The following is a 24,781-nucleotide window of genomic DNA, read 5'->3' as shown; positions in this document are numbered from 1 at the left end:
CCCGCATCGTTGTTTTGAACCGAAGGGGCCCTCGCGGCCCCTTTTGTTTTGGGCGACCCGCCAGAAAAGGCTGCAGCGGTTGTTCTGCATCCCGCGCCAACTATGCGGAAATAAGCGCTTTCGCGCGCATAAAGCCTTTCAATTTGCACAATCGTCGCGACAATGGCGCCGACTAGACGTTGGAGGATTCGCAATGCGTGCGAAACATTATTTGCTGCTTGCGCTGTGTGCCTGGATGGCCGTTGCAGGTGGTGTATCGGCCCAGGAGGCCACCAAGCCCGCCGAGGATCCCGGCCTGTCGGATGTGCTGACGGACCTTTTGAACGGCGGCAAGGATGGCACGGCCACGCCCGGCCCCGACCGTCGCGTGCCCTTCGGCCGCGAGGAGATGCAGCTTTCCTTCGCGCCGCTGGTCAAGGATACGTCTGCCGCAGTGGTCAACGTCTATGCTTCCAAGCAGGTGAAGGCACGCTCGCCCTTTGAGGGCGATCCATTCTTCGAGCAATTCTTCGGCCGTGGCGCGCCGCGCAATCGCTCCTCGCTCGGTTCCGGGGTACTGGTCGATGCGAGCGGCATCGTCGTCACCAACAATCACGTCGTCCAGGACGCCGACCAGGTGAAGGTCGCTCTGTCGGATGGCCGTGAATTCACCTCAAAAGTTCTGCTCAAGGACGACTCGCTCGACCTTGCCGTGCTGAAGATCGATTCCGACAAGCCGTTTCCGACGATCGCCATCGGCGATTCCGACGCGCTACAGGTTGGCGATCTCGTTCTTGCCATCGGCAATCCCTTCGGCGTTGGCCAGACCACGACCAGCGGCATCGTCTCGGCACTGGCCCGCACGCATATCGGCGTCTCCGACTCCGGCTTCTTCATCCAGACCGACGCCGCCATCAATCCGGGCAATTCCGGTGGCGCGCTGATCAATATGGGCGGCCAGTTGATCGGCATCAACACGGCGATCTTCAGCCGCACCGGCGGCTCGATCGGCATCGGCTTCGCCATTCCCTCCAATATGGTGCGCGCCTTCACCGAGGCGGCCAAGGGCGGCGCGGAGTTCTTCGAACGGCCGTTCATTGGTGCCTCGTTCGAGCCGGTGACGCCACAGATCGCAGAATCGCTCGGCATGGACCATCCTGCCGGCGCGCTGATTTCGTCCGTCGACGAAAACGGTCCGGCGGCACGCGCCGGCCTCAAGCCCGGCGATGTCGTTCTGTCGTTCAACGGAGCCGCCATCGAGCATATGGAAGCGCTCGACTATCGCCTGGCGACCCAGCCGATCGGCGGCAAGGCGACGCTGTCGGTTCTGACCAAGGGCGAGGAAAAGGCCGTTGAAGTGGCGCTTGAGCGCGCGCCGGAAGGCGCCAGCACGAACGAGGTGTTGCTGGGCGGCCGCAGCCCGTTTGCCGGCGCCAAGGTCGCCGTGCTGTCGCCGCGCCTGGCTCAGCGCCTGCGCGTTGCGACCGACACCAAAGGCGTCGTGATTGTCGGCGTTGACGGCGGCTCGGCGGCCGCCGGTTTCGGCTTCCAGGCCGGCGACATCGTGCGCGAGCTCAACGGTGAAACGATCGACACCGCAGAGAAGCTCAAGCTGCTTTCCGAAGAGGACACACGCTGGTGGCGCTTCACCGTCGAGCGCGACGGCCGCATCATGCGGCAGATGCTGCGCTACTGAGCGTTTGACCATGCTCGAACTGGACGTGGCACATAAATGGATCGGGGGGAGGGCCACCGCATGAGCTCTCTCTTCGACGAGGTCGTGCCGCGCCCGCTTGCCGAGACATTGCGTCCGCAAAGCCTCAGCGAGGTCATCGGTCAGGACCATATCCTCGGTCCTGACGGTCCGATCGGCCGCATGGTCAAGTCGAAAAAGGCATCGTCCTTCATCCTCTGGGGGCCGCCAGGCGTAGGCAAGACGACGATTGCCCGGCTGGTCGCCAAGGAAATCGGTCTCGATTTTGTTCAGCTCTCGGCGGTTCTCTCTGGTGTCGCCGACCTCAGGAAGGTCGTGGACGCTGCCAGGCAGCTGCGCAGCGGGGCAGGGCGCCAGACGGTGGTGTTCGTTGATGAGCTCCACCGCTTCAACAGAACCACCCAGGACGCGCTGCTGCCGCATGTCGAGGACGGCACCATCGTGCTGATCGGTGCGACGACGGAGAACCCGAGCTTCAGCCTTGTTGCGGCTCTGCTGTCGCGTGCCAAGGTCTACACGCTCAAGCGTTTCGAGAAGCCTGACCTTGCCATCCTGGCCGAGCGGGCCGAGGCGCATGCCGGCAGGAAGCTGCCGCTGGACGCTGACGCGCGTGATACACTTCTGACCATGGCGGATGGCGATGGGCGCTACCTGATCGGGCTCTGCGAGGAGCTGCTCGCGCTGCCTTCTGGCGTGGTGCTCGACGTCGGCGGCCTCGCCGAGACGGTGCAGAAGCGTGCTCCGGTCTACGACAAGGGGCAGGAAGAGCACTACAACATGCTCAGCTGCTTCCATAAAAGCCTGCGCGGTAGCGACGTGCAGGCGTCGCTCTACTGGGCAGCGCGCATGGTTGTTGGCGGCGAATCTCCGGCGACGATTTTCCGCCGCCTGGCTTGCGCCGCATCCGAAGACGTCGGCATGGCCGACCCGCAGGCGATGCCGCAGGTCATCGCTGCCTGGACGGCGTTCGAGCGGGTAGGGTGGCCGGAAGGGCGCCTGTTCATGGCCCAGGCGATCACCTATGTAGCAACGGCGCCCAAGTCGAACGCGTCCTATATGGGTTTCAACCAGGCGATTGCCATGGCCCAGCAGACCGGTTCTCTGGCGCCACCAAAGCACATCCTCAACGCCCCGACCAAGCTGATGAAGGAACTCGGCTACCACGAGGGCTACAAGTACGACCACGATTATCCCGACGCGTTTTCGGGCCAGGAATTCATGCCAGATGAGCTTGCCGGCGCCAACCGTCCGGAATTCTACGCGCCCAATGAACGCGGCTTTGAACGCGACATCAAAAAACGCCTCGAATTTTGGGCACGCAACAAGGCCAACCGCAGCCACTCCGACGACTAGGCTGAATCGACATTCAGCGGATCCAGATCATGGTTGCGGCGATGTGGATGAAGCCGAGGAAGTGGATGGCGCGCCGGTCGTAGCGGGTGGCGAAACGTCGGAAGTGCTTGAGCTTGTTGAAGCATCGCTCAATATGGTTGCGGCATCGGTAGATGAGCGGATCATGCGGGATGGGTTGTGATCTGGAGCGGGTGGAGGGGATGACCACCTTGGCGCCGATTTCGGCGATGAGGCTGCGCAAGGCATTGGAATCATAGGCTCGATCGGCCAGAACGGCCTCAGCGGTGTAGCCTTGCAGCAGCATCGGCGCGGCAAGGATATCGTGGCTCTGGCCAGCGGCGAGCAGGAACCTCAGCGGGCGGCCGAAGCTGTCGGCGAGCATGTGGATCTTGGTGGTCAATCCGCCTCGGGAACGCCCCAGAGCCTGATTTTTGTCCCCCCTTTTCCGGTCGCCGCCTGCTGGTGGGCGCGGACCAAGGTGCTGTCGAGCATCAGGTATTGGTTGTCCCGGTCCTTGGTGAGGTCGTCGAAGACCCGCTCCCAGACCTTCGCCTTGGACCAGCGCGAGAAGCGCTTGTGCAGTGTCTTCCACTTGCCGTAGCGCTCCGGCAGGTCATGCCAATGGGCGCCCGATCGAAGCACCCACAGCACACCATTGACGAAAAGACGGTTGTCAGAGCCAGTCCGTCCCGGATCTCCAGCCTTGCCCGGCAACAGTGCTGCGATCCGCCGCCACTGCACCTCGCTCAGTTCATATCGTTTCACTGACATCATCAGGTCTCCGCCAAATCACGGAAAGTATCCCTCCGGTGAGGACCGCCTTGCGGGCTGAGGGCGAACGTCGGAAGTCCTAGGGATAATCCTAGGAGTAGCCCTATGACGATGCCGCGGGTGGAGGTGATCACGTCGGTCGAGAGACGCCGGCGGTGGTCGCGTGAGGAGAAGGAGAGCCTGGTCGCGGCGTCTCTTGAGCCTGACGTGTCGGTGTCGGAAGTCGCGCGATCGGCGGGCATTCACGTCAGCCAACTCTTTCGATGGCGCAAGGACCTGTGTGATCGGGTCGATGCCGGTCCCTCGCAATTGGTCGCGGTCGAGATCGTTCCTGCTGCTGCGCCGCCCGCCGTTGAGGCGCCGGCGCCATCGGCGTCTCCCGGCCGACGTCGCCGCAAGAGCGGCATCATCGAGATCGAGCTTGGCGGCGGGCGCCGCGTCCGCGTCGATCGCGACGTAGATGCCGAGGCGCTGCGGCGCGTTCTGGACGCGCTCGGGTCCCGATGATCCCGGTTCCGAGCGGCGTGCGGGTATGGCTGGCGACCGGCCACACCGACATGAGGAAGGGCTTTCCGGGCCTGGCGCTGGTGGTGCAGGAGACGCTAAAGCGTGATCCGCACAATGGTCATCTGTTCGTCTTCCGCGGCCGTCGCGGCGATCTGATCAAGGTTCTGTGGCACGACGGCCAGGGCGCCTGCCTGTTCTCGAAGAAGCTCGAGCGCGGCCGCTTCATCTGGCCATCGCCGGCCGACGGCGCAGTCACTATCACGCCGGCCCAACTCGGCTATCTGCTCGAAGGCATTGATTGGCGCATGCCGCAGAAGACCTGGCGGCCGACGGCGACCGGCTGACGATTTTGGCCTTGCACATGGCGGTGGATGTGATTCCATCGATTGGTGTCCGCCGCTGAATCGCTCCCTTCCGACCTCGCCGCCGCCCACGCGATGATCCTCGCGGAGCGCGCCGCGCGCGTTGAGGCCGAAGCCCTTGCCGCCCGCGCGGCGGCGGTCAGTTCCGGGACGGAGGCGCTGATTGCACGACTGAAGCTGGAGATCGAGAAGCTCAGGCGCGAGCTCTATGGCAGCCGTTCGGAACGCAAGGCCAGGCTGCTCGAGCAGATGGTACTACAGCTCGAGGATCTGGAGGCGGACGCATCGGAGGACGAACTCGCTGCCGAGAGGGCGGCGTCCCAGACACAGACGGTTCGCTCATTCGAGCGCCGGCGCCCGTCGCGCAAGCCGTTCCCGGAGCATCTGCCGCGCGAGCGCGTGGTAATTGCCGCACCCGAGAGCTGCCCGTGCTGCGGATCGGTCCGGCTGTCTAAGCTGGGCGAGGACGTCACCGAGACGCTGGAGGTGATCCCGCGCCAGTGGAAGGTGATCCAGACGGTGCGCGAGAAGTTCTCGTGCCGGCAGTGCGAGGCGATCACGCAGCCACCGGCGCCGTTCCACGTCACGCCGCGCGGCTTTGCCGGCCCGAACCTGCTTGCCATGGTGCTGTTCGAGAAGTTCGGCCAGCACCAGCCGCTGAACCGGCAGAGTGAGCGTTATGCCCGCGAAGGCATCGAGCTGAGCCTGTCGACGCTGGCCGATCAGGTCGGCGCATGCGCGGTGGTGCTGCGTCCGCTGCATGCGCTGATCGAGGACCATGTGCTCTCGGCAGAGCGGCTTCACGGCGACGACACTACGGTGCCGATCCTGGCGAAGGGCAAGACGACCACCGGTCGAGCCTGGATCTATGTCCGCGACGATCGGCCCTTCGGCGGTGCATCACCACCGGCAGCCCTGTTCTACGCATCCCGCGACCGGTCCGGCGATCATCCAGAGCGGCACCTACGGCAGTTCACCGGCATTCTGCAGGCCGACGCCTATGCCGGCTACAACCGGCTCTACCTCCGCGACCGCAAGCCCGGACCGGTGACGGAGGCGCTCTGCTGGAGCCATGCGCGGCGCAAGTTCTTCGTGCTTGCCGACATCGCCGCCAATGCTCGTCGGGGAAAGGCCGCGCCGCCGATCTCGCCGATCGCCTTCGAAGCCGTCAAACGCATCGATCTCCTGTTCGACATCGAGCGCGACATCAACGGCTTGGCTGGCGAGCAGCGTCTTGTCGTCAGGACCGAAAGAAGCGCGCCGCTCGTCGCCGAGCTGGAAGCATGGATGCGTGGCGAGCGTGCCAGGCTCTCGCGCCACGCCCCGGTCGCCCAGGCGATCGACTACATGCTCAAACGCTGGGCGGGCTTCGCTCGTTTCCTCGAAGACGGGTGCATCTGCCTGACGAACAATGCTGCCGAACGGGCGCTGCGCGGCTTGGCTCTCGGCAGAAAGTCGTGGCTCTTCGCTGGGTCGGACCGTGGCGCCGATCGCGCGGCCGTCATGTATACCCTGATCGGCACGGCAAAGCTCAATGATGCTGACCCGCAGGCTTGGCTCGCCGATGTGCTCGCCCGCATCGCCGACACGCCGCAAAGCCGGCTGTCCGAACTCCTGCCGTGGAACTGGAAGGCGCAATCTGCAAGATTGGCGGCATGAGCCACGCCGATCGCATCGCCCGCATCAGGATCCAGCTCGATGACTGGCAGCCAGCCATCTGGCGGCGCGCCGAGGTGCCGCTGACGGCAACGCTCAAGGCCTTGCACGACGTAATCCAGGCGGCCATGCCGTTTGACGACTATCACCTGTTCGAGTTCCGCGCCGACGGAAGGCGCTACGCCATCCCTAATCCCGAATGGGATAGCCTGCGCGATAAAACCTACTCGGCGAAGACCTTGCGGCTCGGCTCGCTGGTCGATCGCGGCATCATGCAACTGACCTACACCTACGACTTCGGTGACGACTGGAGGCACACGATCACGATCGAGGCGGTCGCCGATGCCGATCCCGCCGCCGAGTATCCCCGCTACATCGACGGCGCCGGCCGCGCCCCACCCGAAGATGTCGGCGGCATCCCCGGCTTCGAACTGTTCCTCGACGCCATCGCCGATCCCAAGCACGAGCAGCATCGCGAACTCAAGCGCTGGCACGGCCGTCCGTTCGATCCCGCACATGCCGATGAAGACGAAATCCAAACCCGGATGAAAAAGCTCGCCAGACGCCGCGCTCTCGGCAAGGTCGGCTTCGAGAAAAGCCGTAGTCAGGCACGCTGACAATCCAAGGCGGCCGCGGCCCCCACCGGAGGCTTACCACGGAAACCTATGAATCACGCTTCCATCCCGCCGGGAATCCTGAATGTCGATTGGCCCTAGTCGCCGGCGATGTCGTCCGTTGCACATTTGCCCGGACGCGAGCTCGGTCTATGACCAATTTCTGCCGTTTGCCAATCCGCACGCTTCGTTTCGCGCCTTGACATATGCAGAGTGTCGATTGCAAAAAAATGCAATCATATATACGTAATTTATGAAAGCGAACCAATGCGGGCGCCGTCAAACGGACGCTAGGGCGATCCGGACATGCGCACATCCAAACCGAGGTCAATGCCGTGAATCCCGAAGCCAACAAGGCGATATCTGAACTGCTTGAACGGGCGGGGGAGGCTTCAGAATTTCTGAAGAAGCTCGCCAATCCCAATCGCCTGATGATCGTTTGTGCCCTCGTCGACGGCGAGCGTTCGGTGCGCGCCCTCGAAGATCGCCTCGACATCCGACAACCGGGCCTGTCGCAACAGCTCGCCGAGCTGCGCGACGCCGGAATGATTGCCGGCCGCAAGGAATCGAAGTCGGTCTTCTATCGTCTGGCCGACGAGCGCGTCGCGGAAATGGTTGCCTTGCTCTACCGCATGTTCTGTGCGCCGGCGACCGCGCCAATTTCGAACGAAAAGCAGGAACAATGACTGAATTTACCCCCATCGCGTCGACAATAGGCGGCATCCTGATCGGCCTGGCGGCCGTGCTGCTGATAGCCTGGGAAGGGCGCATAGCGGGCATCAGCGGCATCGCCAGCCGCCTTTTGCCGCCCTATGCCGACGGTGCTTTCCCGTCGCACCTCGGCTTCGTTCTCGGCGTGGTCGCCGCACCCCTGATCTATCTGATGGCATCCGGAAACGAGGTGCTCCAGACCGTTTCATCGAACCTGTCGCTGATGGCCATCGCCGGTCTGCTGGTCGGTTTTGGTTCGGTCTATGGCAGCGGCTGCACCAGTGGACACGGTGTCTGCGGGCTGTCGCGGCTGTCGATGCGGTCGCTGCTTGCCACCGTCACCTTCATGACCACGGCCTTCGTCACGGTTTTCATCGTCCGGCACGTCTTAGGAGACTGACCATGTCGTTTCTTGTCAATCTCGCGCTTGGCCTGCTGTTCGGCATAGGCCTCGTTGTTTCAGGCATGTCCGACCCGGCCAAGGTGTTGAATTTCCTTGACGTGACTGGCACCTGGGATCCGTCGCTGGCCTTCGTCATGGGTGGCGCCGTCATCACCGCATTCGTCGGCTATCGCCTTGTATTGAAACGCTCAAAGCCGTTGGCCGCTGCCGCGTTCTAGCTTCCGGCCAAGACGGAGATCGACTGGCCGCTTCTGTTGGGCTCGGCCATTTTCGGCATCGGCTGGGGACTTGGCGGCTTTTGCCCGGGGCCAGCACTGACGGCAACCACGCTCGGAGCTGCCGGCACATATGCCTTCCTGCCAATGATGCTTGTCGGCATGTGGCTGGCCAGGGCGTTTGCATCCAGGCGTGTCGCGGCACCGGCTTGACCTGTTGCTGTGCCGCCGCGACCTTGCGGCGATCCAGTAACGACTAATATACGGGCAGGGTGGTCGTCAGCCCCGTTTGCGGAACGTGCTGAACTGGAATAGCTGCACGCTGTCCCATGGCGTCCTGTGTTCGTGGCGGCGCGTGTCGACGAGCTCGTAGCCGTCGCCCAGCAATGTGCCGATACTGCCGGCATCGTGCCTGACGATCGGCAGCCCGCTGCATTTCTCAGGACCGTCGGGTGCGAAAGTGCCGATGATCGCATGGCCGCCGGGCTTCAGCGCGCTGTCCAATACCGTGGCGTAGGTTTCCTGATCGCTGGCCTCGGTAAGGAAATGAAACGCGGCGCGGTCATGCCAGATGTCGTAGCCGCGGTCCGGCCGGTATGCGGTTACGTCGCTGCGGATCCAGGTCACGCGGCTTGCGTCCGGTCCAAGGCGCGCGCGGTCCGCATCAAGTGCTGCCTGCGAGATGTCCAGCACGGTGACATCGTCAAAGCCTCGTCCGAGCAACACGTCGACCAGATGCGAGACGCCGCCGCCGATGTCGATGACGGCTGATGCCGGTGAGGCGCCGACGAGCTCAAGCAGCGTCAGCGACTGCTCCGGCGACTGCTGATACCAGCTGACTGCGTCTTCGGCCTTGGTACCGTAGATGCCGTCCCAATGGGTTTTGCGTTGCCTGTCCGACGTCACGTCCTGTCTCCATGGCCATCATAGCAACAACAAGGCTAAAGCGCTTCCGCTGCCGCATACAGTCACTCGTTGTGATACGGATTGCTGCTCGACCTGCCAGCGGATTGGTTCGATGTAACCGACGATTTGCCGCGCGACGCACCGCCGACGCTTGCGCGCAACTCGGGCGTCGGAGCGCTCCAGTTTTCGATCGCCCGCTACCACAGCGGCAAACATCGTGCTGGCAACGTACACATTGCTATGCGGGTTGACGATCCGGAAATAGCGCAAGAGCTGGCCGAGGCAACGCGGATGATCGGATCAATCGACTTTTGATCGTGAAGTTCGCATTGTGAGTTCTGGGCGAAGTGCGACTTTGAGCCAAGGCAAGGTAGCTGGTTCATCGCCGGGCAGCCAGAAGCTTGTGCCTGAACACTTCCGCTGGCGTTCTGAAGCCAAGACATTTACGTGGTGTCGCGTTGAGATGAGCACCCGCTTGCTTGAGGTGGCGGTCATCGAAGGGCAGTGGGTCGGTGTCACGCGACAGCCATGTTTGATCCGCTCGATGATTGCGGCCTGGAGCTGCGGATGTCGAACAAGCTTGCGATATCGCAGAAGTAGCCGGTCAGATCGGGCATCTCCCGATCCTCGAACTTGTTCCGCGCGATCTCGCGGAAGATCGTCGAGCGATGGCGTCCGCGCTTCTCAGCGATCGCGTCGACACTTACTCCGGCTTGGCGCCAGCGCTCGATCTTACGGCGTTCATCCAAATCGATCTGGGAGTAGGTGCGTCTCATCTGCGGTTCCTTGCGTGCGATAACCCATTGGTATCGCAGCAAAGTCGCACTTCAAGGTAGAACCCACCCGGCTACAAATTTAAGTCGCATAAGATAGATTATGGAACAAGTCTACCTTTCAGAAACGCTGATTAGCTGGGTTTTTGCTGTTCCCGGTCGTCTCTGCAAGCTTGGCTGACGATCGGCTTGGACGCATTCGCCGCAATGCGCGTTATTGGCCGGCTGCGATGCCACTCAGGCGCGCGTCAAACTGTCAGCTTATCACTCTGTCGGAAATGGCATTTCGATCGTCATGCCGTCATAGGCCGGTTCGACATGTGCCGGCGTGGCGTCCATGACGGCGGCGTAGTCCAGCGGCACGTGCATATGGGTCAGCACGGCCTTGCTTGGTTTGAGCTTCCCGATCCACTCCAACGCCTCCGAGAGCGACAGATGGCTGACATGCGGCCTATGCTGCAAGGCGTCGACGACGAGCAGTTCCAGGCCCATCATCAATGTGACCGTCGCATCAGGGAAGTCACTGACGTCGGAACAATAGGCCAGAGGCCCGACACGGAAGCCGAGCGAGATGATGTCGCCATGGATCTGCGGCAGCGGCAGAAAGGTGAGGGCACCCCCCTCTCCCGTTATGACGAATGGTTGGTCGTGCGCGATCGCATGCGGCCGCACGATCGGTGGGTATGAGCTGCCCGGCGGCGTTTCGATGCAGTAGCCAAATGCCTGTTTCAGCCTGTCGAGCGTGAAAACGTCGGCCCAGATATCAACGAGGCTACCGCGCTCGAGCACATAGCCCCGGAGGTCGTCAATGCCGTGGATATGGTCGGCATGCGGGTGCGTGTAGACCGCGCCGTCGATGTGGCGAACGCCGGCGGCCAGCATCTGGGCGCGGAAATCCGGCCCCGTGTCGATGACGACGCGCGTGACGCCGGTGTCGGAAATGCGCTCGACCATGGCGGCCGCGCGGGTGCGCCTGTTCTTCGGGTTTGTCGGGTCACAGGCGCCCCAGTCCCCGGTGATGCGCGGCGTCCCTGGCGACGAGCCGCAACCCAGAATGGTAAGGCGCAGCACGTCGGCCATGGCGTCAGGCTGGCCTCGGCATCTTGGTGAACAGCCGGAAGAAGTTGGCTGTGGTGATGTCGGCGATTTCAGCTGCGCTGACACCGATGGTTTCGGCCAGCACTGCAGCCGTCTGCGCCACGAAGGCCGGCTCGTTGCGTTTGCCGCGATGCGGCGGCGGCGCAAGGTATGGCGCATCGGTTTCGACCAGCAGCCGGTCGCGCGGCACGTCCTTGGCGATTTCGCGCAGCTCGGCCGAGTTCTTGAACGTCAGGATGCCGGAGAACGAGACATAGCCGCCAAGCGCGACGCCGATGCGCGCCAGCTCGGCCCCTGACGAGAAGCAGTGCAGGATGAAGGGGAAGGCACCCTTCCCTGTTTCCTCCTTGAGGATATCAGCCATGTCGTCATCGGCGTTACGGGCGTGGATGACCAGCGGCAATCCGGTTTCACGCGACGCTGCAATATGGACGCGCAGGCCCTGCGCCTGTGCGTCACGCGGCGACTTGTCGTAGAAATAATCGAGGCCGGCCTCGCCGATCGCCACAACTTTCGGGTGCTGTGCCAGCCGGACCAGATCTGCGGTCGTCACGTCGAGTTCTTCCGCAGCGTTGTGCGGATGGGTGCCGACGGAGCAGAAAACTTCGCCGAATTCTTCAGCGATCGCAAGGATTTGTTCGAAGCGCTTCACGCGCGTCGAGATCGTGACCATCCGCTCGACGCCCGCCGCCTTGGCGCGCGCGATGATATCGGCGCGCTCCTGGGCGAAATCGGGGAAGTCGAGATGGCAATGACTGTCGACCAACATTTCTGCCGGCCTCAGCTTTCCGCTGCCTGTTCGACATAGCGCGGGAACACCGGCTGCGGTGCCGGCAGTGCCGCACCCGAGACCAGCGCATGCGCGGCGTCGACATGGACGAAGTCCCGGTCGGTGATGGCAAGCAGGTCGAGCAGCTTCGCCGCCGAGGCCGGAATGAACGGCTGGCACATGATTCCGACGCGACGGATCACCTCGGCCGTGGTCCACAGCACCGTTTCCATGCGCGCCGGGTCCGTCTTCTTTAGTGCCCAGGGCTCCTGTGCCGCGAAGTAGCGGTTGGCCTCGGCAACGACGGCGAAGATCGCGGCGAGGGCGTGGTGGATGCCCTGCTCCGCCATTGCCTTGCGCGCCGTCGCCAGCGCCGCCACGGCCTGGTCGAGGATCGCCTTGTCGGCCTCCGCCAATTCGCCGCGCTGCGGCACCACGCCATTGCAGTTCTTGGCGATCATCGACAGCGAGCGCTGCGCAAGATTGCCGAGGTCGTTGGCGAGATCGGCATTGGTGCGGTTGACGATTGCCTCGTGGCTGTAGCTGCCGTCCTGGCCGAACGGAACCTCACGCAGCAGGAAGTAGCGCACCTGGTCGAGGCCATAATGCTCGACCATGGTGAACGGATCGACGACGTTGCCGAGCGACTTCGACATCTTCTCGCCGCGGTTGAACAGGAAGCCGTGGCCGAACACCCGCTTCGGCAACTCGATGCCGGCGGACATCAGGAAAGCCGGCCAGTAGACGGCATGGAAGCGGACGATGTCCTTGCCGATGATATGAACGGCAGGCCAGTAAGCCCACTTCTCGGCGCTGGTGTCCGGATAGCCGAGCGCCGTGATGTAGTTGGTCAGCGCGTCGACCCAGACATACATCACGTGCTTGTCGTCGCCGGGCACCGGCACGCCCCAGTCGAATGTCGTGCGCGAGATCGACAGGTCCTTCAGACCCGAACGGACGAAGCTCGCAACCTCGTTGCGGCGCTCGTTGGGGCCGATGAAGTCGGGCTTGCTGTCATAGAGCGCAAGCAGCTTGTCCTGATAGGCCGACAGGCGGAAGAAGTAGCTCTCCTCCTCGACCCATTCAACCGGCGTGCCCTGCGGGCCATAGCGCACATTGTCGGGACGTACTTCGGTCTCTTCCTCGCCGTAATAGGCTTCGTCGCGCACCGAATACCAGCCGGCATAGCTGCTCTTGTAGATGTCGCCCTTGTCAGCCATCGCCTTCCAGATCGCCTGGGAGGCAGCATAGTGACGCTCTTCGGTGGTGCGGATGAAATCGTCGTTCGACGCATTCAGAAGTGTTGCCATCTTCTTGAATTCGTTCGAATTGCGGTCTGCCAGTTCACGTGCGGTGATGCCTTCGCGGTTGGCCGTCTGCAGCATCTTGATGCCGTGCTCGTCGGTGCCGGTGAGGAAGAAAACATCCTTGCCGTCATGGCGCTGGAAGCGGGCAAGAGCATCGGTTGCGATCAGCTCGTAGGCGTGGCCGATATGCGGCTTGCCGTTGGGATAGGAGATCGCGGTCGTGATGTAGAATTTTTCGCGGGACATGGGTGGGCCGTCATGAATGTCGGATTGAAAGGGTCGCGGTCAGATAACGCATCGGCATGGCGTTTGCCATCCGGCTCGGACGAGCGTCACATTCGCAATGCGGCATTCAAGCGGTCGATCATGGCCAGGACGTGTTGTTTCTTGTCGAGATTGTAGGTCTCGGTCTCGGATATCGCGTTTTGCGCGTCGTGCCAAGCATCGGACAAGGCGTTGGCCCGTGAAAGGTCGGAGTTGTAGGCAGCTTGCGTCGCCGTATCCGCCAGCAGGTCGAGCGCGCGGCGATTGAAGACGTCGAACTGGATGGCGCTGTCCCTGCCCGCCACCGCATCGGCGAGCTTGTGCGCGGCGCCGATGTCGTTGCGTCCGGACCGCACGATCCTGTCAAGCGCTTCGGCGATCTCCAGCCCGCCATACTGGGTGAGCAGGATGGCAGCGCGCACGCTGCCCCCTGCCCGCTGCACCAGCGCCGCGCGCGCCTCCGGCTCGTCAGGCGCCGGCTGATCGGTGCCGGCAAGGGCTGCCAGCAGCGCATTGTCGTCGAGCGGGGTCAGGCGGATGGTCTGGCAGCGCGAACGGATCGTCGGCAGCAGACTGCCGGGCGCATGGACGATCAGGACGAACAGTGTACGCGCCGGCGGCTCTTCAAGGTTTTTGAGCAGCGCATTGGCGGCATTGGTGTTCATGTCGTCGGCCGGATCGACGATGACGACACGGTAGGCGCCATCATGCGAGGTCATCGATAGGAAACGCGACACTTTTCGGATCTCGTCGACTGTCACGACCGACTTGAAACCCTTGGTCTTGTCGTTCTGCGGCCGCGTCAGGTGCAGCACCGAAGTATGCGCGCCGGTGGCAACCTGGCGGAACAGTCCCGACTTCGGGTCTGGATGCGCGAGCTCTTCGGGCGCGCTGCGATAGTCGGGATGACGCAGCAGATGATTGGCGAGGTGAAAGGCCAGTGTCGCCTTGCCGATGCCTACCGGGCCGGCGAGGATAAGGGCATGCGGCAGCTTGCCCGAGCGATAGGCCGCGGTCAGCATCGCGGCCGCCTGTTCATGGCCGAACAGGCGCGGGTTTTCGGCCGGCTCGGCAATGCCGTCGAGCGTGTCGTGTTGTTCGGGGGCGATCCGTTCGAACATCAGGCGTCGGCCCTGGCCCGGCTGCCGGCAGTAGCGCGCGCCTCGAGGGCGGCGAAGACGGCGTCGGTTATCTGGTGCTCGACCTCTTCCTGATCCCTCGATGCGTCGATCAGGATGCATCGCTCAGGTTCGTTCTCGGCAATTGCCAGATAGGCCTCGCGCCGGCGCTGGTGGATCTCGACGGTCTCCTTCTCGAAACGGTCGGCCACATCCTGTCCGCGCCTGGCAGTGGCGCGCCGAAGGCCTTCGGTTGGGTCGAGATCGAGGATCAGCGTCATGTCGGGCATCATGCCATTGATTGCCACGCGCTCGACAGCCGCCATGAAGTCGGGATCGAGGTCGCCCGTAACCCCTTGGTAGACACGCGACGAATCGAGAAAGCGGTCGCACAGCACGATGGCACCACGCTCGACGGCCGGTCGGATCACCTGCTCGACATGGTCGGAGCGCGCGGCAGCAAACAGCAGCGCTTCCATTTCCGGTCCGAATGGCTCGGCGGCACCCGACAGCAGCACATGGCGCACCGCTTCGGCTCCGGGCGAGCCGCCGGGCTCACGCGTCACCAGAATGTCATAGCGCTTGTCGCGAAGCTTGCTGGCCAGGCGTTCGATCTGGGTCGACTTGCCTGCGCCCTCGCCGCCTTCGAATGTGATGAAGAAGCCGCGCGCCAAACCAATGCCTTTCTGTCCGCTGCACCGCACGTCATGCCGCACGAACGGCCTCACGGCATATCTTATGTAGGTGCCGAAGCTCTAGCGTCGAGAGCCGCAAAGGTCCACCCGAACTATCTGAGCCAGCCGACCGCGAGTTCCTTGACCGCGTCGAGGGCACGGCTTTGCAGTGAACCTACTTCGACAGCCTCTGCGGCATAGAGCGGGGTTTCCTGGCTCAGCGTGTCGCCGATCCAGACCTTGAGCGAGCCGATCGGCGTTCCCTGTGCAATCGGAGCTGCCACCGGGCCGTCATAGACGATGCGTGCCACGAGCCGCTCGCGATTGGTAATCGGTAAAAACAGCGAGATCGGCTTCTGGGCCACCAGCGCGACATGCGATCTGGTACCGCCAAACACCTGCGCTTCGCCGACTGTCTCGTTGGCGGCAAAGATCTCCGACTTCTCGAAGGATCGCATGCCCCAGTCGAGCAGCTTGCGTGCTTCCTCCGAGCGCTCGCGGTCGCTGGCAAGGCCGGCCATGGCGGCAAACAGCCGCCTGCCCTCTCGGTTGACCGAGCCGACGATGGCAAAGCCCTCGCCTTCGGTGAATCCGGCCGCCATGCCGTCGGCGCCGATGTCCATGGTGATCAGCGGATTGCGGTTGCGCTGCAGGATCTTGTTCCAGTTGAACTCCGGTAGGCTGTAATAGCGGTAGAACTCGGGATATGTGCGCCAGATATGCAGGCCGAGCGTGGCAAGCTCGCGCACGGTGGTGGTCTGGCCGGGCGCCGGCAGGCCCGTCGAGTTGACGAATGTCGACTTCTGAAGCCCGATCTCGCGGGCGCGTTCGGTCATCTGCAGGGCGAAATTGGCTTCCGAGCCGGCCATGCCTTCGGCAAGCACGATGCAACCGTCATTGGCGAGTTGTACAGTAACGCCCTGGATCAGGTCCTCGATGCGGATCTGCGACTTGACCGCGGCAAACATCGTCGAGGCGCGCGATGCGGCGCCACCGGTGCGCCAGGCGTTTTCGCTCACTGCAAAGGTGTCGTCGAGCTTGTAGCGGCCCGACTTGATGGCGTTGAACACCACCTCCATGGTCATCAGCTTGGCCAGCGAAGCCGGAGCCATCGGCTTGTCGGGATCCTTCGAAAACAGCACGGTGCCAGTTTCGGCATCGATCATGTAGGCTTGGGTGGCCTTCGTTTCGAACAGCTGAGCCTCAGCCTGTCCTGTGAAGGCAAGCGCTGCAAGCAAGCCGATCATCAAGCTGATCGGAGCGGATAGTCTGAAATTCATGAGAGATACTGCCCCGTTCGGCCCCGTTCCGGTCGAGCGTCGTGAACCTATCAGTCTTCGATCGATGGGATCAACCGTGGCGGGGCAGATAGCCACAGCTCCGCAGGCGCGAATGCCTTAATCGTGAACCGCAAACGCGTCGGGTGCGCCATGCGACCAGGCCGCCTTCAGCATGGCGTCGATCGAGGTCTTGCCATCGGGATAAAGGTCGACCGAATACCAGGTCTTGCCTTCGAAGTCGGACTGCTCGACCAGGGTACGACCGTAAGCCGATAGCGCCTTCGCGATACGCTGGGCTTCTGCGCTGTCCTCGAACGTGCCGGCTGCGACATAAGCTTCCAGCTTCTGCTCGGCACGCGGCCCGGGATTGAGGCGTTTCCAAGACTCGACGATGTCACTCGACGTCATCGAATTGCCTGCAAGTGCGTCGAAGGCGCGGGTCGCAGCACTCTCGCTTTCGCTGGCGTAGCCCATGGTGGCGAGCGCCACGCGGGTTTGCGGCACCATCATACCGTCGGGACGTTCAGGCGCGATCGGCCCGAAATCCGGCAGCACGACGTCGACGATGCCCTGCCCTTGCGCAGCCACAGCCGGCTGTTCGAACTGGACCGCCTGGGCGGCAAGCGTGTTGGCTGGCGCGCTGGCCTGCTGGATCATTGCAGGCGCTGCGTTTGTGGTCATCGTGCCCGGGAAGGCTGCCGCCTGGCCGACGCCGACGCTCGGCGTCGGACCGTTCATGGCAATCATCACGCCAGCCGGCAAGCCGTCATTGATCGGATCGGCCATGCCCTTGCCCGGGCGGTAGGACGCCAGCAGGTACTGGTCGTCGCGGCCGTCGAGCGGTGCCCGACCGACATATTCGACTTTCACATTGGCCGTGCCGCTGTGGGCATAGTCGAGCATCTCGGCGGCGCGCTTGGAGAGGTCGATGACACGGTCGTTCGAATAGGGTCCGCGATCGTTGATGCGCACGATCACCGATGAGCCGTTCTTGGTGTTGGTGACGCGCGCATAGCTCGGCAGCGGCATGGTCGGATGCGCCGCGGTCAGATGCGTCATGTCGTAGATTTCGCCATTGGCGGTCAGACGGCCGTGGAAGGCGTCGCCGTACCATGAGGCCGGGCCCATCGCGGCGTAATTCTTGTCTTCCTTTGGGTAGTACCACTTGCCGCGCACCTTGTAGGGCTTGCCGGTCTGGTCCCGGCCGCCGCCGCGCGGCAGGTTCGACATTGCTGTCGTCACGCGCGGGCTTGCCTTCACGCCATATTCGGACTCGGCGAAATACTCCTTGGAGCGCTTCTTGCTGGCGACGGAGGTCGGCTTCTGGGAGGCGCAGCCGGCAATGAAAACCACCGTTGCTGCGAGAATGCTGACCGTGGCTGCGCGCCCAAAACGCGTCCGCGTCGAGTTCTGCATTGTCGTGAAGTCCCCTGCCAGTCTACTCCGGCGCCGCCAAAGGCGCAGCGCCGTTACGCTTATGTGGAGTCAGCTCGCGCACGTATCCCCAGTCCCCTATGTGCGCAGGTAATGCTTGCCAGCCTATTAATCGACTGTGGTCCGAAACGGGCGAGATTGTGGCACAATTACGGCGCTTGCCCTCGAGTAACTTGACTTCAACCAAGTTCGCCGTGGCAGAACAAGCGCAGCGTCGCAGCGTAAGAAAGCTATTATTTTCAGGTCATTATGACAAAAAACATAACAAGAAGATAATCCACTTCGACAGCTGAAGCGGCCTCATTGGCTGTTTGGGTTCCGATGGCAGGAGCCGGATTTGTTGTCTTCCAGCGTTGTCGAAGCGCCGTGCAGATCGGCGATTGCGTGCGCCAGGGTTGCAGCGCAGTGTTGCCAACCGGTTCGCCGAAGCCGGATGCGCCACTTGCCGCCCAATGACGATGTTGGGCGTTTCTCATCTTGTTTAAGATTCGCGGCGTTGACGGCGAGCTAGGGAAAGCTATAAACGCGGCACTCGTGACCAGATGGTTGCAAGCCCTGCGCACCAGCCGATCCGACCGTATCGGACCAGGCAAATAGCACAGCGGCTGCAATGGTTTGGAGAGATGGCCGAGTGGTTTAAGGCAACGGTCTTGAAAACCGTCGAGGGCGCAAGTTCTCCGTGGGTTCGAATCCCACTCTCTCCGCCAATTCCTTTGTCTCACGCCGGTTTGCTTCGCTGACGGCTCCGATAGAGCGCACTGGCCGCGCGATGCCCGCTCGGGCTTGCGAACCCCGCGGGTTCGAGATGTCTTCGCGACGCTAGGCCATTAACGGTGAGTGCGCGAGATACCCCCTATTCATAGAGGATAGCTGCACGAGGTCGTGCGGGCTTGATCCGGGGGGGGCATCGCAGCATTGTGACCCGTTGCGGGGCGACTCGCAATGCATACCGCCTACTGGATACTGCTCTGGTCGTTGTTTGCATTCGCCCCGAAATACAAGTCGATCTGGCGCAGCATGAGGGCCCAGCCAGCCGCTGTCTGCTTCGCCCATTCGGCCCAGCGCTCATCCATACTGTGCACGATGGTCGCTCGGCATCCGTTGTCGAGCGGTTCGATTGTCAGGGTGACGAGAGAGTTGTTCTCCTGTTCTTCTTCCTCCGAGGTGAACCAGGTGAAGACAAGCTTCCGGGGTCGATCGATTTCGAGGTAGTAGCCCCAATGAACTGCCTCGCCGTCTTCCCGCATATCTGAAAAGGTGAACTTGCCGCCGACTCGCGCGTCGATCTCGACCCTACGAATATCGAATGAGGGCATTCCCGGAACAGGTTGCGCCGCCCAGGACCGCATTTTCACCGGATCGAGCCATGCATCGAATACACGCTCGGCCGACGCCTTGAACTCATGGCGCGTCTTCGCTTCAATGGTTCTAGACACGCTTCTTCTCCTTGCGAGGTGGTATCTCACTCGCCGCATCTTCGGCCGTCAAAAGATCGTCGATGGCTTGAAGCCGGCTCGCCCAGAAGGCTTGCTGAGCCGCGATCCATTGTTGAACCTCAGAGAGCGGCTCGGGGCGGAAGCGAAGTATGTGCTCACGCCCGGACACATTCCGCTCGATGAGCCTCGCTCGCTCCAAGAGACGGATGTGCTTGCTCACCGAATTCAGCGAGATTGAAAACTCGGCGGCAACATCGGTGACGCGGGATTCTGAGGCCCCCAGTCGCTTCAATATGCGCCGCCGAACAGGATCGGCGAGCGCCATTAGCGTCCTGTCCAAGTAAGCCGATGGTCCTTCGTAGCGCATAATTCATCCTTTTGGGTGAATTATGAGGACGCTGTCCCGCTTGTCAAGCGCGGAGCGCCTAACCAAGCGGCGCTCGTGCCGAGTGGAGGAACGTAGTTCTCTGCTTCATCGGCTACGGTCCGCCACCGGTCTTATCCGAAAGATCGCTATTGCTAGGCTATAGATGCCAGCAAGGCACGCCAGTGAGTTTGCGAAGCGGTCCTTAGCATTCCGTTAACCATAACGCTTCGTAACTGTGGCCTCGCGCTCAAAGTGCGCTCTCGCGACGCGTATTGCGCAGATATGCCGGATAAGGTCGAAATCCTTGGAAAGACTTTCGGCTGGGTACGCATGCTAGACAGGCTGAATGCAATAACACAGCGCCGATGGGGTCAGGTCGCGCTCCTGACCTTGGGTGGTGCGCTTTTGTTCGTCATCGTCGGACTGGGCTTCCGTGTCCTTGTCTTTGCTGGCGTGGATGCCGAAATTCTCTGGCGTGACGCGGTCAACGCTTTTCTCTTGCCACTGCTCTTCATCACCCCCCTGCTTGTGCTGCTGGGCCTGAGCCTGACCGAAAACGCCTCGCTGAAGCAAAAATACGCCCAGGAGCTGGCGCATGACAGCCTGACGTCATGCCTCACCGGCCCGTTGTTCACCGCGGCAATCGACGTCATCGCAACGAGCTCTGCGACAGGGCGGCGGCCGGGAGCGCTGCTGGTGATCGACATGGATCATCTAAGGCGCCTCAATGAGCAAATCGGCTATGCCGCCGGCAACCAGGCGCTCAGCGCGATTGCCGCCATCATCCGTGCTTCGGTGCGAAGCGGCGATCTTGTCGGGCGCATCGGCGGCGACGAATTCGCCGTCTACCTGCCCGGAGCGACCAAGGCGAATGCCGAGAAAGTTGCCGAGCGTATCCGCAATGCGGTTGCCGAGGCGAGTTTCGAACCCGTTGCCGGCGGTTTGACCTGGCCGTTGACCGTCAGTGTCGGCGCCGTGCTGTTCGAAACCGACGCGACCGCCGACGAACTGCTGCTCACTGCCGACCGCCAGATGCAGGCGGCCAAGGAGAAGGGACGCAACCGCGTCGAATACGCCCACCTCCGGCAAGGCTCCTCGCCATCCCGCCCTTCGCTCCATTGAAACGGTACGGTCTCTCGTAAGGCGACCGCCAACTCTTCGGAACAGGCGCTGGCTCTAAACATCAACTCGTTCTGCCGGATTTCCCTTCGTTCTGCGACAGTGCAAGGCGTATCGCGCAGAGCCACCTTGCCATGCACAGCGCCCCGGCCTCGCATTTTTGACGAAATCGCGAGACTACATCCGCCCTGTCGGCGCCCAGGGTGACAATCAATCCGAGGACAATCATGCCCAGATCAACTGCATCAGTCGCCACCGAACACGCCAGCCGCTATCTGCAGCAGCTCTGCAAGCACTGGAGCCACAAGTTTTCAGTCGACTTTTCACCGGCCGAAGGTCGCATCGACCTTGGCGAAGGACGTGTTGTCGACCTGCGCGCCGACGACCATACGCTGACGGTCAATGTCGAGGCCGAAGACCTGCCACGCATGGAACAGGTCGTTGTCGACCATATCGTGCGTTTCGCCTTCCGCGAGGAACTGAAATTCGAGTGGCGCCCTGCCTGACCGATCGAGCAATCCATCCACCGGTCATGAGGTAGCCGCAAGCCGGCTACTTCGTGCTGATCCAAACCGGGGCATGGTCGCTCGCGTCTTCGCGACCGCGCACCTCGCGATCGACGCCAGCACCAGTCATGCGCTTGGCCATCTTCTTGCTCAGCAGCATATGATCGAGCCGCAGGCCGGCGTCGCGCGGCCAACGGTTTCGCCTGTAGTCCCAGAAGGTGTAGACCACCTCGGCGGGATAGGTCTTGCGGATGGCATCGGTCCAACCCTGATCGAGCAATTGCCTGAAGGCGGTACGGCTCTCGGGCTGGACGAGCGCATTGTCGTCGTAGGATTTGGTTGCGTAGACGTCGTAGGGCTCGGGCGCGACGTTGAAGTCGCCGGCAAGCACTGCCGGAACATCGGCCGCAAGCAGCGTTGCCGCATGCGCGTTGAGCCTGCTGTGCCAGGCCAGCTTGTAATCGAATTTGGGCCCCGGCTGCGGGTTGCCGTTCGGCGCATAGAGCGAAGCGATCAGCACGCCGTTGACCGCAGCCTCGATGTAGCGGCTCTGGCGATCGTCGGGATCACCGGGCAGCTCCCAGCGTGTCACGACCGGCTCGGCATCGCGGGCAAGGATCGCCACGCCGTTCCAGGTCGACTGTCCCAGCCAGGCCGCGCCATAACCCGCCGCCTCGATGGCCGAACGCGGCAGCTGTGTGTCCGCCGCCTTCAGCTCCTGCAGGCATACGATATCTGGTTTTGCTTCCTTCAACCAAGCCAGCAGGTTTTCGAGCCTGCGGTTGACGTTGTTGACGTTGAAGGTGGCGATCTTCATTCGGTCAGGTCAGCCGGGCCGACCAGCCGGCGACCGCTTCGCCCAGCGTTTTCAGGTGATCCGCGGCGGAAAAGCCGGAAATGCTCTTGCGCGGTTTGAGATCGTGGTCGCCATCCTCGAGCCACAGCAGCTCGATGCGCTCAGACAGCTCATAGCCGGGAACTTCCTCGACCGTTCCGAACTCGTCGCGTGTTCCCTGAACGATCAGCGTCGGCGTCTTCAGTGCCGCAAGATGTTTGGTGCGCAACTGCGTCGGTTTGGCCGGAGGGTGGAACGGATAGCCAAGGCACAGGAGCCCGACGATCTTGCCCGACGCAAACAATTCGTCGGCGACCATGCTGGCGACACGCCCGCCCATCGACTTGCCGCCGATGACAAGCGGTCCCTTGGCGGCCAGTTGGTCAACGGCTGCCTTGTATTCGGGGTTCAGCGTTTCCGCCCTTGGCGGTGGCTTCCGTGCGCCTTCGCTCCGCCGCGCCGCCATGTAGCCGAATTCGAAGCGCGCCACGCGAAAGCCGACCTTGGCAAGCGCGCTGGCAGCGGCCGTCATCGACGCCGAGTCCATCGGCGCGCCCGCGCCGTGAGCCAGAAGCACGGTGACGGCAGCGTCTTCCGGCCCGTCGAAAAGAAAATGCAATGCCATCTAGCTTGCCGTCCGTTCCCTGAGATGCAGATCGGCATACTGGATGCCCTTGGCGGCGGTCTTGGCCCATTCCGACGTGCCGTCGAGCTCAAGATAAAGCGACCACCAGCGCCTGGCTTCGGCCAGGTCGCCGGCCTCATATTCGAGGTTGGCGAGGTTGAACATCGCATCGGCGTAGGTCGGGTCGAGCGCCACCGCCTTTTTGAGGTGGCGCCGTGCGGTGTGCACCTTGCCTTCGGTGGCAAACAGCCCGCCGAGGTTGAACCAGGCTTCGACGAATTTCGGGTCGAGCTTGATCGCCCTGAGATAGGTCTGCATCGCCTCCTGGCTGTTGCCGGCCGCGCGCAGGCAGTTGGCGCGGTTGAATGCCGCGACGCTGTCGCTCGGATCGGCGGCAAGGCAGCGTGCGTAGAGCGCCGCCGCCTCGGCATAAGAACCACCCTCCTCCGCCTGTTCGGCGAGCGCGAACATATCCTCGAGTTCGGCATCGCCTGGGCGTCCCAACGGCAACAGCCGCTGGCCGTCCAGTTCGGCCAGGTCTTCACCAAGACGGGCATAGATCGAGTCCTTGCCGTCGGCATGCAACGACAACGCGCTGAGCGACGCGACGGCACCCGAACGGCGGACCGACCTGGCAATGGCGCTCCAGGTTGCACCGCCAGCCAGCAGCCCGGCATATTTCCGGGCCAGGATCAGGTCGCGAAACGCATAGGGCTCGCTGTCGCCTTCGAAGGCGTCGAACAGCGACAGGAAGTCGAAGGCGTGCGGCTCGATGCGCGACTGCTCGATCAGCGACTGTCGGGTCATCTCCGCGCCATCTGCCCGATCGAGCAGGTCAAGCGCGCGGAGGAAGCCATTTTCGCTGAGCACCGGTCGACCGGAGGCAAGCGCGGCGTCGAGCCGCGCCTCCAACTGCGCCTCGTCAAGCTTGGCGAGCAACATACGTCCGACCACGACATGCGTCGTCCGCCGCGTCACGCCATGCTGCAGTTCACCGCCCTGTCGAGCGACCTCGCGCACGGCAAGCCGCCTGGGAAAGGCGGCAAGCGCACCGACCAGGCCAAAGATCCTGCCCGAAAGTGCCGTCACTTCTTGCCTTTCGCTGCCTTGCCGCTGCCAGCGGCCGAAAGTTTGGCTGCGGGCTTCTCTGCCGGTTCGGCCTTGGTCTTGCTCTTGGCCGGCGGTTTGGCCTGGCCGAGGCTGGCTTTCAGCGCATCCATCAGGTTGATGACGTTGCCACGCTCTGGAGCCGCCGCGATGATCGGCTTGTGACCCTTCAGCTTCTCCTTGATCATCTTCATCAAGGCGATCTCGTAGCGGTCCTCGTAGTTTTTCGGATCGAATGTCGTCAGCTTCTGCTTGATCAGCGCTTCGGCCAGCTCCAACATTTCCGGGTCCGGGTTGCCAGCGGGAATGTTGCCGAAATATTCAGACGTGCCACGCACTTCGCTCGGATTGCGCAAGGTGCAGACGAACATGCCGTTCTCACGTGCGCCGATCGTCACCACGCGCTCACGGCTGGACAGGACCAGGCGGGCGATGGCGAGCTTGCCCGATTTGCGCAAGGCCTCGCGCAGCACGGCGAAGGTCTCCTCGGCCATCGCGCCGTCAGGAGCAAGATAATAGGGCGCGTCCTGGTAGATCACGTCGACGGAGTCTTCATCGACGAAGGCTTCGATGTTCATCGTGTGATTGGATTCGATCTTGACGCTGTCGATGTCAGCTTCGTCGATGATAATGTATTTCTTGTCTTCGTATTCGTAGCCTTTGACGAGGTCGGAGCGTTCGACGAGACCGAGTTCCGGATCGACAGGCTTCATGTTGATGCGGTTGTGCGTGTCTTTGTGCAGCTGATTGAAGCTGATGCGCTCGCTCGTGCTGGTCGCCGGGTACAGCCGCACCGGGCAGCTGACCAGGCTGAGTTTCAGATACCCCTTCCAACTTGCCCTTGGTGCCATGCTTGTCTCCTACGCGACACAACTCAA

At 62.6% G+C, this 24,781-nt stretch carries 26 protein-coding genes, 1 tRNA gene and 4 pseudogenes; 13 read left to right on the top strand and 18 right to left on the bottom strand.

Annotation, left to right across the window (positions count from 1 at the left end):
- Window positions 1–193: 193 nt before the first annotated feature.
- Window positions 194–1,675 carry a DegQ family serine endoprotease gene (locus Amn_RS14680; protein WP_182576130.1) on the top strand — a complete coding sequence of 494 codons (1,482 nt, stop codon included), beginning with the start codon at window positions 194–196 and terminating at the stop codon, window positions 1,673–1,675.
- A 60-nt stretch (window positions 1,676–1,735) separates the two neighbouring features.
- The gene (locus tag Amn_RS14675; protein ID WP_067961917.1) at window positions 1,736–3,046 is read left to right on the top strand and encodes a replication-associated recombination protein A; all 1,311 of its coding nucleotides are present in this window, start codon (window positions 1,736–1,738) and stop codon (window positions 3,044–3,046) included.
- A 13-nt stretch (window positions 3,047–3,059) separates the two neighbouring features.
- On the opposite strand, the pseudogene Amn_RS14670 reads toward Amn_RS14675, so the two are convergent.
- Window positions 3,060–3,817: pseudogene (locus Amn_RS14670) on the bottom strand (IS5 family transposase).
- A gap of 105 nt (window positions 3,818–3,922) precedes the next feature.
- Between Amn_RS14670 and tnpA the strand changes: the two are divergent.
- The 7 genes and pseudogenes from tnpA to Amn_RS14635 all read left to right on the top strand — a co-directional run bounded on the left by tnpA (window position 3,923) and on the right by Amn_RS14635 (window position 8,498).
- Window positions 3,923–4,324, top strand: coding sequence for an IS66-like element accessory protein TnpA (gene tnpA / locus Amn_RS14665; protein WP_286288512.1), 402 nt, complete (start codon window positions 3,923–3,925; stop codon window positions 4,322–4,324).
- Window positions 4,321–4,668, top strand: coding sequence for an IS66 family insertion sequence element accessory protein TnpB (gene tnpB, locus Amn_RS14660; protein ID WP_286288509.1), 348 nt, complete (start codon window positions 4,321–4,323; stop codon window positions 4,666–4,668). The genes tnpA and tnpB overlap by 4 nt, the downstream gene beginning before the upstream one ends.
- A 93-nt stretch (window positions 4,669–4,761) precedes the next feature.
- Complete coding sequence (gene tnpC, locus Amn_RS14655) at window positions 4,762–6,345, top strand: IS66 family transposase (protein ID WP_286297879.1); 1,584 nt, start codon at window positions 4,762–4,764, stop codon at window positions 6,343–6,345.
- Entirely contained in the window at window positions 6,342–6,959 is a 618-nt protein-coding gene (locus Amn_RS14650) for a plasmid pRiA4b ORF-3 family protein (protein WP_286288506.1), read from the top strand. The genes tnpC and Amn_RS14650 overlap by 4 nt, the downstream gene beginning before the upstream one ends.
- A 332-nt stretch (window positions 6,960–7,291) precedes the next feature.
- Complete coding sequence (locus Amn_RS14645; RefSeq protein ID WP_246786991.1) at window positions 7,292–7,642, top strand: ArsR/SmtB family transcription factor; 351 nt, start codon at window positions 7,292–7,294, stop codon at window positions 7,640–7,642.
- Window positions 7,639–8,067 carry a YeeE/YedE family protein gene (locus Amn_RS14640; protein WP_154384200.1) on the top strand — a complete coding sequence of 143 codons (429 nt, stop codon included), beginning with the start codon at window positions 7,639–7,641 and terminating at the stop codon, window positions 8,065–8,067. The genes Amn_RS14645 and Amn_RS14640 overlap by 4 nt, the downstream gene beginning before the upstream one ends.
- A gap of 2 nt (window positions 8,068–8,069) precedes the next feature.
- Window positions 8,070–8,498: pseudogene (locus Amn_RS14635) on the top strand (DUF6691 family protein).
- A 66-nt stretch (window positions 8,499–8,564) separates the two neighbouring features.
- Here the strand turns inward: Amn_RS14635 and Amn_RS14630 are convergent.
- Window positions 8,565–9,191, bottom strand: a complete 627-nt coding sequence (locus tag Amn_RS14630; protein ID WP_286288484.1) for a class I SAM-dependent methyltransferase — start codon at window positions 9,189–9,191, stop codon at window positions 8,565–8,567.
- An 81-nt stretch (window positions 9,192–9,272) separates the two neighbouring features.
- Here Amn_RS14630 and Amn_RS14625 point away from each other — a divergent pair, with 81 nt between their 5' ends.
- Complete coding sequence (locus Amn_RS14625) at window positions 9,273–9,506, top strand: hypothetical protein (RefSeq protein WP_067961928.1); 234 nt, start codon at window positions 9,273–9,275, stop codon at window positions 9,504–9,506.
- A 64-nt stretch (window positions 9,507–9,570) separates the two neighbouring features.
- Here the strand turns inward: Amn_RS14625 and Amn_RS32740 are convergent.
- The 10 genes and pseudogenes from Amn_RS32740 to Amn_RS14580 all read right to left on the bottom strand — a co-directional run.
- Window positions 9,571–9,720 (bottom strand): annotated as a pseudogene (locus tag Amn_RS32740) (IS30 family transposase); the annotation flags it as partial.
- A pseudogene (locus Amn_RS32735) lies at window positions 9,717–9,967 on the bottom strand (helix-turn-helix domain-containing protein); the annotation flags it as partial. The pseudogenes Amn_RS32740 and Amn_RS32735, both read right to left, overlap by 4 nt.
- Before the next feature lie 261 nt (window positions 9,968–10,228).
- Window positions 10,229–11,044, bottom strand: a complete 816-nt coding sequence (locus Amn_RS14615; RefSeq protein ID WP_182576233.1) for an MBL fold metallo-hydrolase — start codon at window positions 11,042–11,044, stop codon at window positions 10,229–10,231.
- Between the two features lie 4 nt (window positions 11,045–11,048).
- Window positions 11,049–11,831 (bottom strand): TatD family hydrolase, encoded by a 783-nt coding sequence (locus Amn_RS14610; protein WP_182576232.1) that lies wholly within the window; start codon window positions 11,829–11,831, stop codon window positions 11,049–11,051.
- 11 nt (window positions 11,832–11,842) lie between these two features.
- Entirely contained in the window at window positions 11,843–13,384 is a 1,542-nt protein-coding gene (metG, locus tag Amn_RS14605; protein WP_182576231.1) for a methionine--tRNA ligase, read from the bottom strand.
- An 86-nt stretch (window positions 13,385–13,470) separates the two neighbouring features.
- On the bottom strand, window positions 13,471–14,526 hold the full coding sequence (locus Amn_RS14600) for a DNA polymerase III subunit delta' (protein ID WP_067966526.1): 1,056 nt from the start codon (window positions 14,524–14,526) through the stop codon (window positions 13,471–13,473).
- On the bottom strand, window positions 14,523–15,194 hold the full coding sequence (gene tmk, locus Amn_RS14595; RefSeq protein WP_067961936.1) for a dTMP kinase: 672 nt from the start codon (window positions 15,192–15,194) through the stop codon (window positions 14,523–14,525). The genes Amn_RS14600 and tmk overlap by 4 nt, the downstream gene beginning before the upstream one ends.
- 113 nt (window positions 15,195–15,307) lie before the next feature.
- Window positions 15,308–16,441 carry a D-alanyl-D-alanine carboxypeptidase family protein gene (locus Amn_RS14590; RefSeq protein WP_067961938.1) on the bottom strand — a complete coding sequence of 378 codons (1,134 nt, stop codon included), beginning with the start codon at window positions 16,439–16,441 and terminating at the stop codon, window positions 15,308–15,310.
- Between the two features lie 150 nt (window positions 16,442–16,591).
- Complete coding sequence (locus Amn_RS14585; protein WP_182576229.1) at window positions 16,592–17,890, bottom strand: septal ring lytic transglycosylase RlpA family protein; 1,299 nt, start codon at window positions 17,888–17,890, stop codon at window positions 16,592–16,594.
- Between the two features lie 257 nt (window positions 17,891–18,147).
- Window positions 18,148–18,384: a hypothetical protein gene (locus Amn_RS14580; protein ID WP_182585861.1), complete on the bottom strand. Its 237-nt coding sequence runs from the start codon at window positions 18,382–18,384 to the stop codon at window positions 18,148–18,150.
- 141 nt (window positions 18,385–18,525) lie between these two features.
- Between Amn_RS14580 and Amn_RS14575 the strand changes: the two genes are divergently transcribed.
- Window positions 18,526–18,615: transfer RNA gene (locus Amn_RS14575), tRNA-Ser, on the top strand.
- A 246-nt stretch (window positions 18,616–18,861) separates the two neighbouring features.
- Here the strand turns inward: Amn_RS14575 and Amn_RS14570 are convergent.
- Together Amn_RS14570 and Amn_RS14565 are read right to left on the bottom strand one after the other, a co-directional pair.
- Complete coding sequence (locus Amn_RS14570) at window positions 18,862–19,344, bottom strand: SRPBCC family protein (RefSeq protein WP_286288471.1); 483 nt, start codon at window positions 19,342–19,344, stop codon at window positions 18,862–18,864.
- On the bottom strand, window positions 19,337–19,669 hold the full coding sequence (locus tag Amn_RS14565; protein WP_286288469.1) for an ArsR/SmtB family transcription factor: 333 nt from the start codon (window positions 19,667–19,669) through the stop codon (window positions 19,337–19,339). The genes Amn_RS14570 and Amn_RS14565 overlap by 8 nt, the downstream gene beginning before the upstream one ends.
- A 372-nt stretch (window positions 19,670–20,041) precedes the next feature.
- Between Amn_RS14565 and Amn_RS14560 the strand changes: the two genes are divergently transcribed.
- Together Amn_RS14560 and Amn_RS14555 are read left to right on the top strand one after the other, a co-directional pair.
- Window positions 20,042–20,833, top strand: coding sequence for a GGDEF domain-containing protein (locus Amn_RS14560; RefSeq protein WP_067961992.1), 792 nt, complete (start codon window positions 20,042–20,044; stop codon window positions 20,831–20,833).
- A gap of 224 nt (window positions 20,834–21,057) precedes the next feature.
- Window positions 21,058–21,336: a DUF2218 domain-containing protein gene (locus Amn_RS14555; protein ID WP_067961994.1), complete on the top strand. Its 279-nt coding sequence runs from the start codon at window positions 21,058–21,060 to the stop codon at window positions 21,334–21,336.
- A gap of 46 nt (window positions 21,337–21,382) precedes the next feature.
- Here the strand turns inward: Amn_RS14555 and Amn_RS14550 are convergent, their stop codons facing one another.
- The 4 genes from Amn_RS14550 to ku are packed head-to-tail and all read right to left on the bottom strand — an operon-like array spanning window position 21,383 to window position 24,754.
- Window positions 21,383–22,153 (bottom strand): exodeoxyribonuclease III, encoded by a 771-nt coding sequence (locus tag Amn_RS14550; protein ID WP_067961996.1) that lies wholly within the window; start codon window positions 22,151–22,153, stop codon window positions 21,383–21,385.
- A 4-nt stretch (window positions 22,154–22,157) separates the two neighbouring features.
- Window positions 22,158–22,796, bottom strand: a complete 639-nt coding sequence (locus tag Amn_RS14545) for an alpha/beta hydrolase family protein (protein ID WP_263007110.1) — start codon at window positions 22,794–22,796, stop codon at window positions 22,158–22,160.
- Window positions 22,797–23,885, bottom strand: coding sequence for a tetratricopeptide repeat protein (locus Amn_RS14540; RefSeq protein WP_067961999.1), 1,089 nt, complete (start codon window positions 23,883–23,885; stop codon window positions 22,797–22,799). It abuts the gene before it with no gap.
- Window positions 23,882–24,754: a non-homologous end joining protein Ku gene (ku, locus tag Amn_RS14535; RefSeq protein WP_263007111.1), complete on the bottom strand. Its 873-nt coding sequence runs from the start codon at window positions 24,752–24,754 to the stop codon at window positions 23,882–23,884. The genes Amn_RS14540 and ku overlap by 4 nt, the downstream gene beginning before the upstream one ends.
- Between the last annotated feature and the right edge of the window lie 27 nt (window positions 24,755–24,781).

It is taken from the genome of Aminobacter sp. Y103A, from assembly GCF_030294925.1.
GTDB lineage: Bacteria > Pseudomonadota > Alphaproteobacteria > Rhizobiales > Rhizobiaceae > Aminobacter > Aminobacter ciceronei.
The sequence above is the reverse complement of the archived record's forward strand: the minus strand, read 5'-3'. Positions and strand labels throughout refer to the sequence as shown.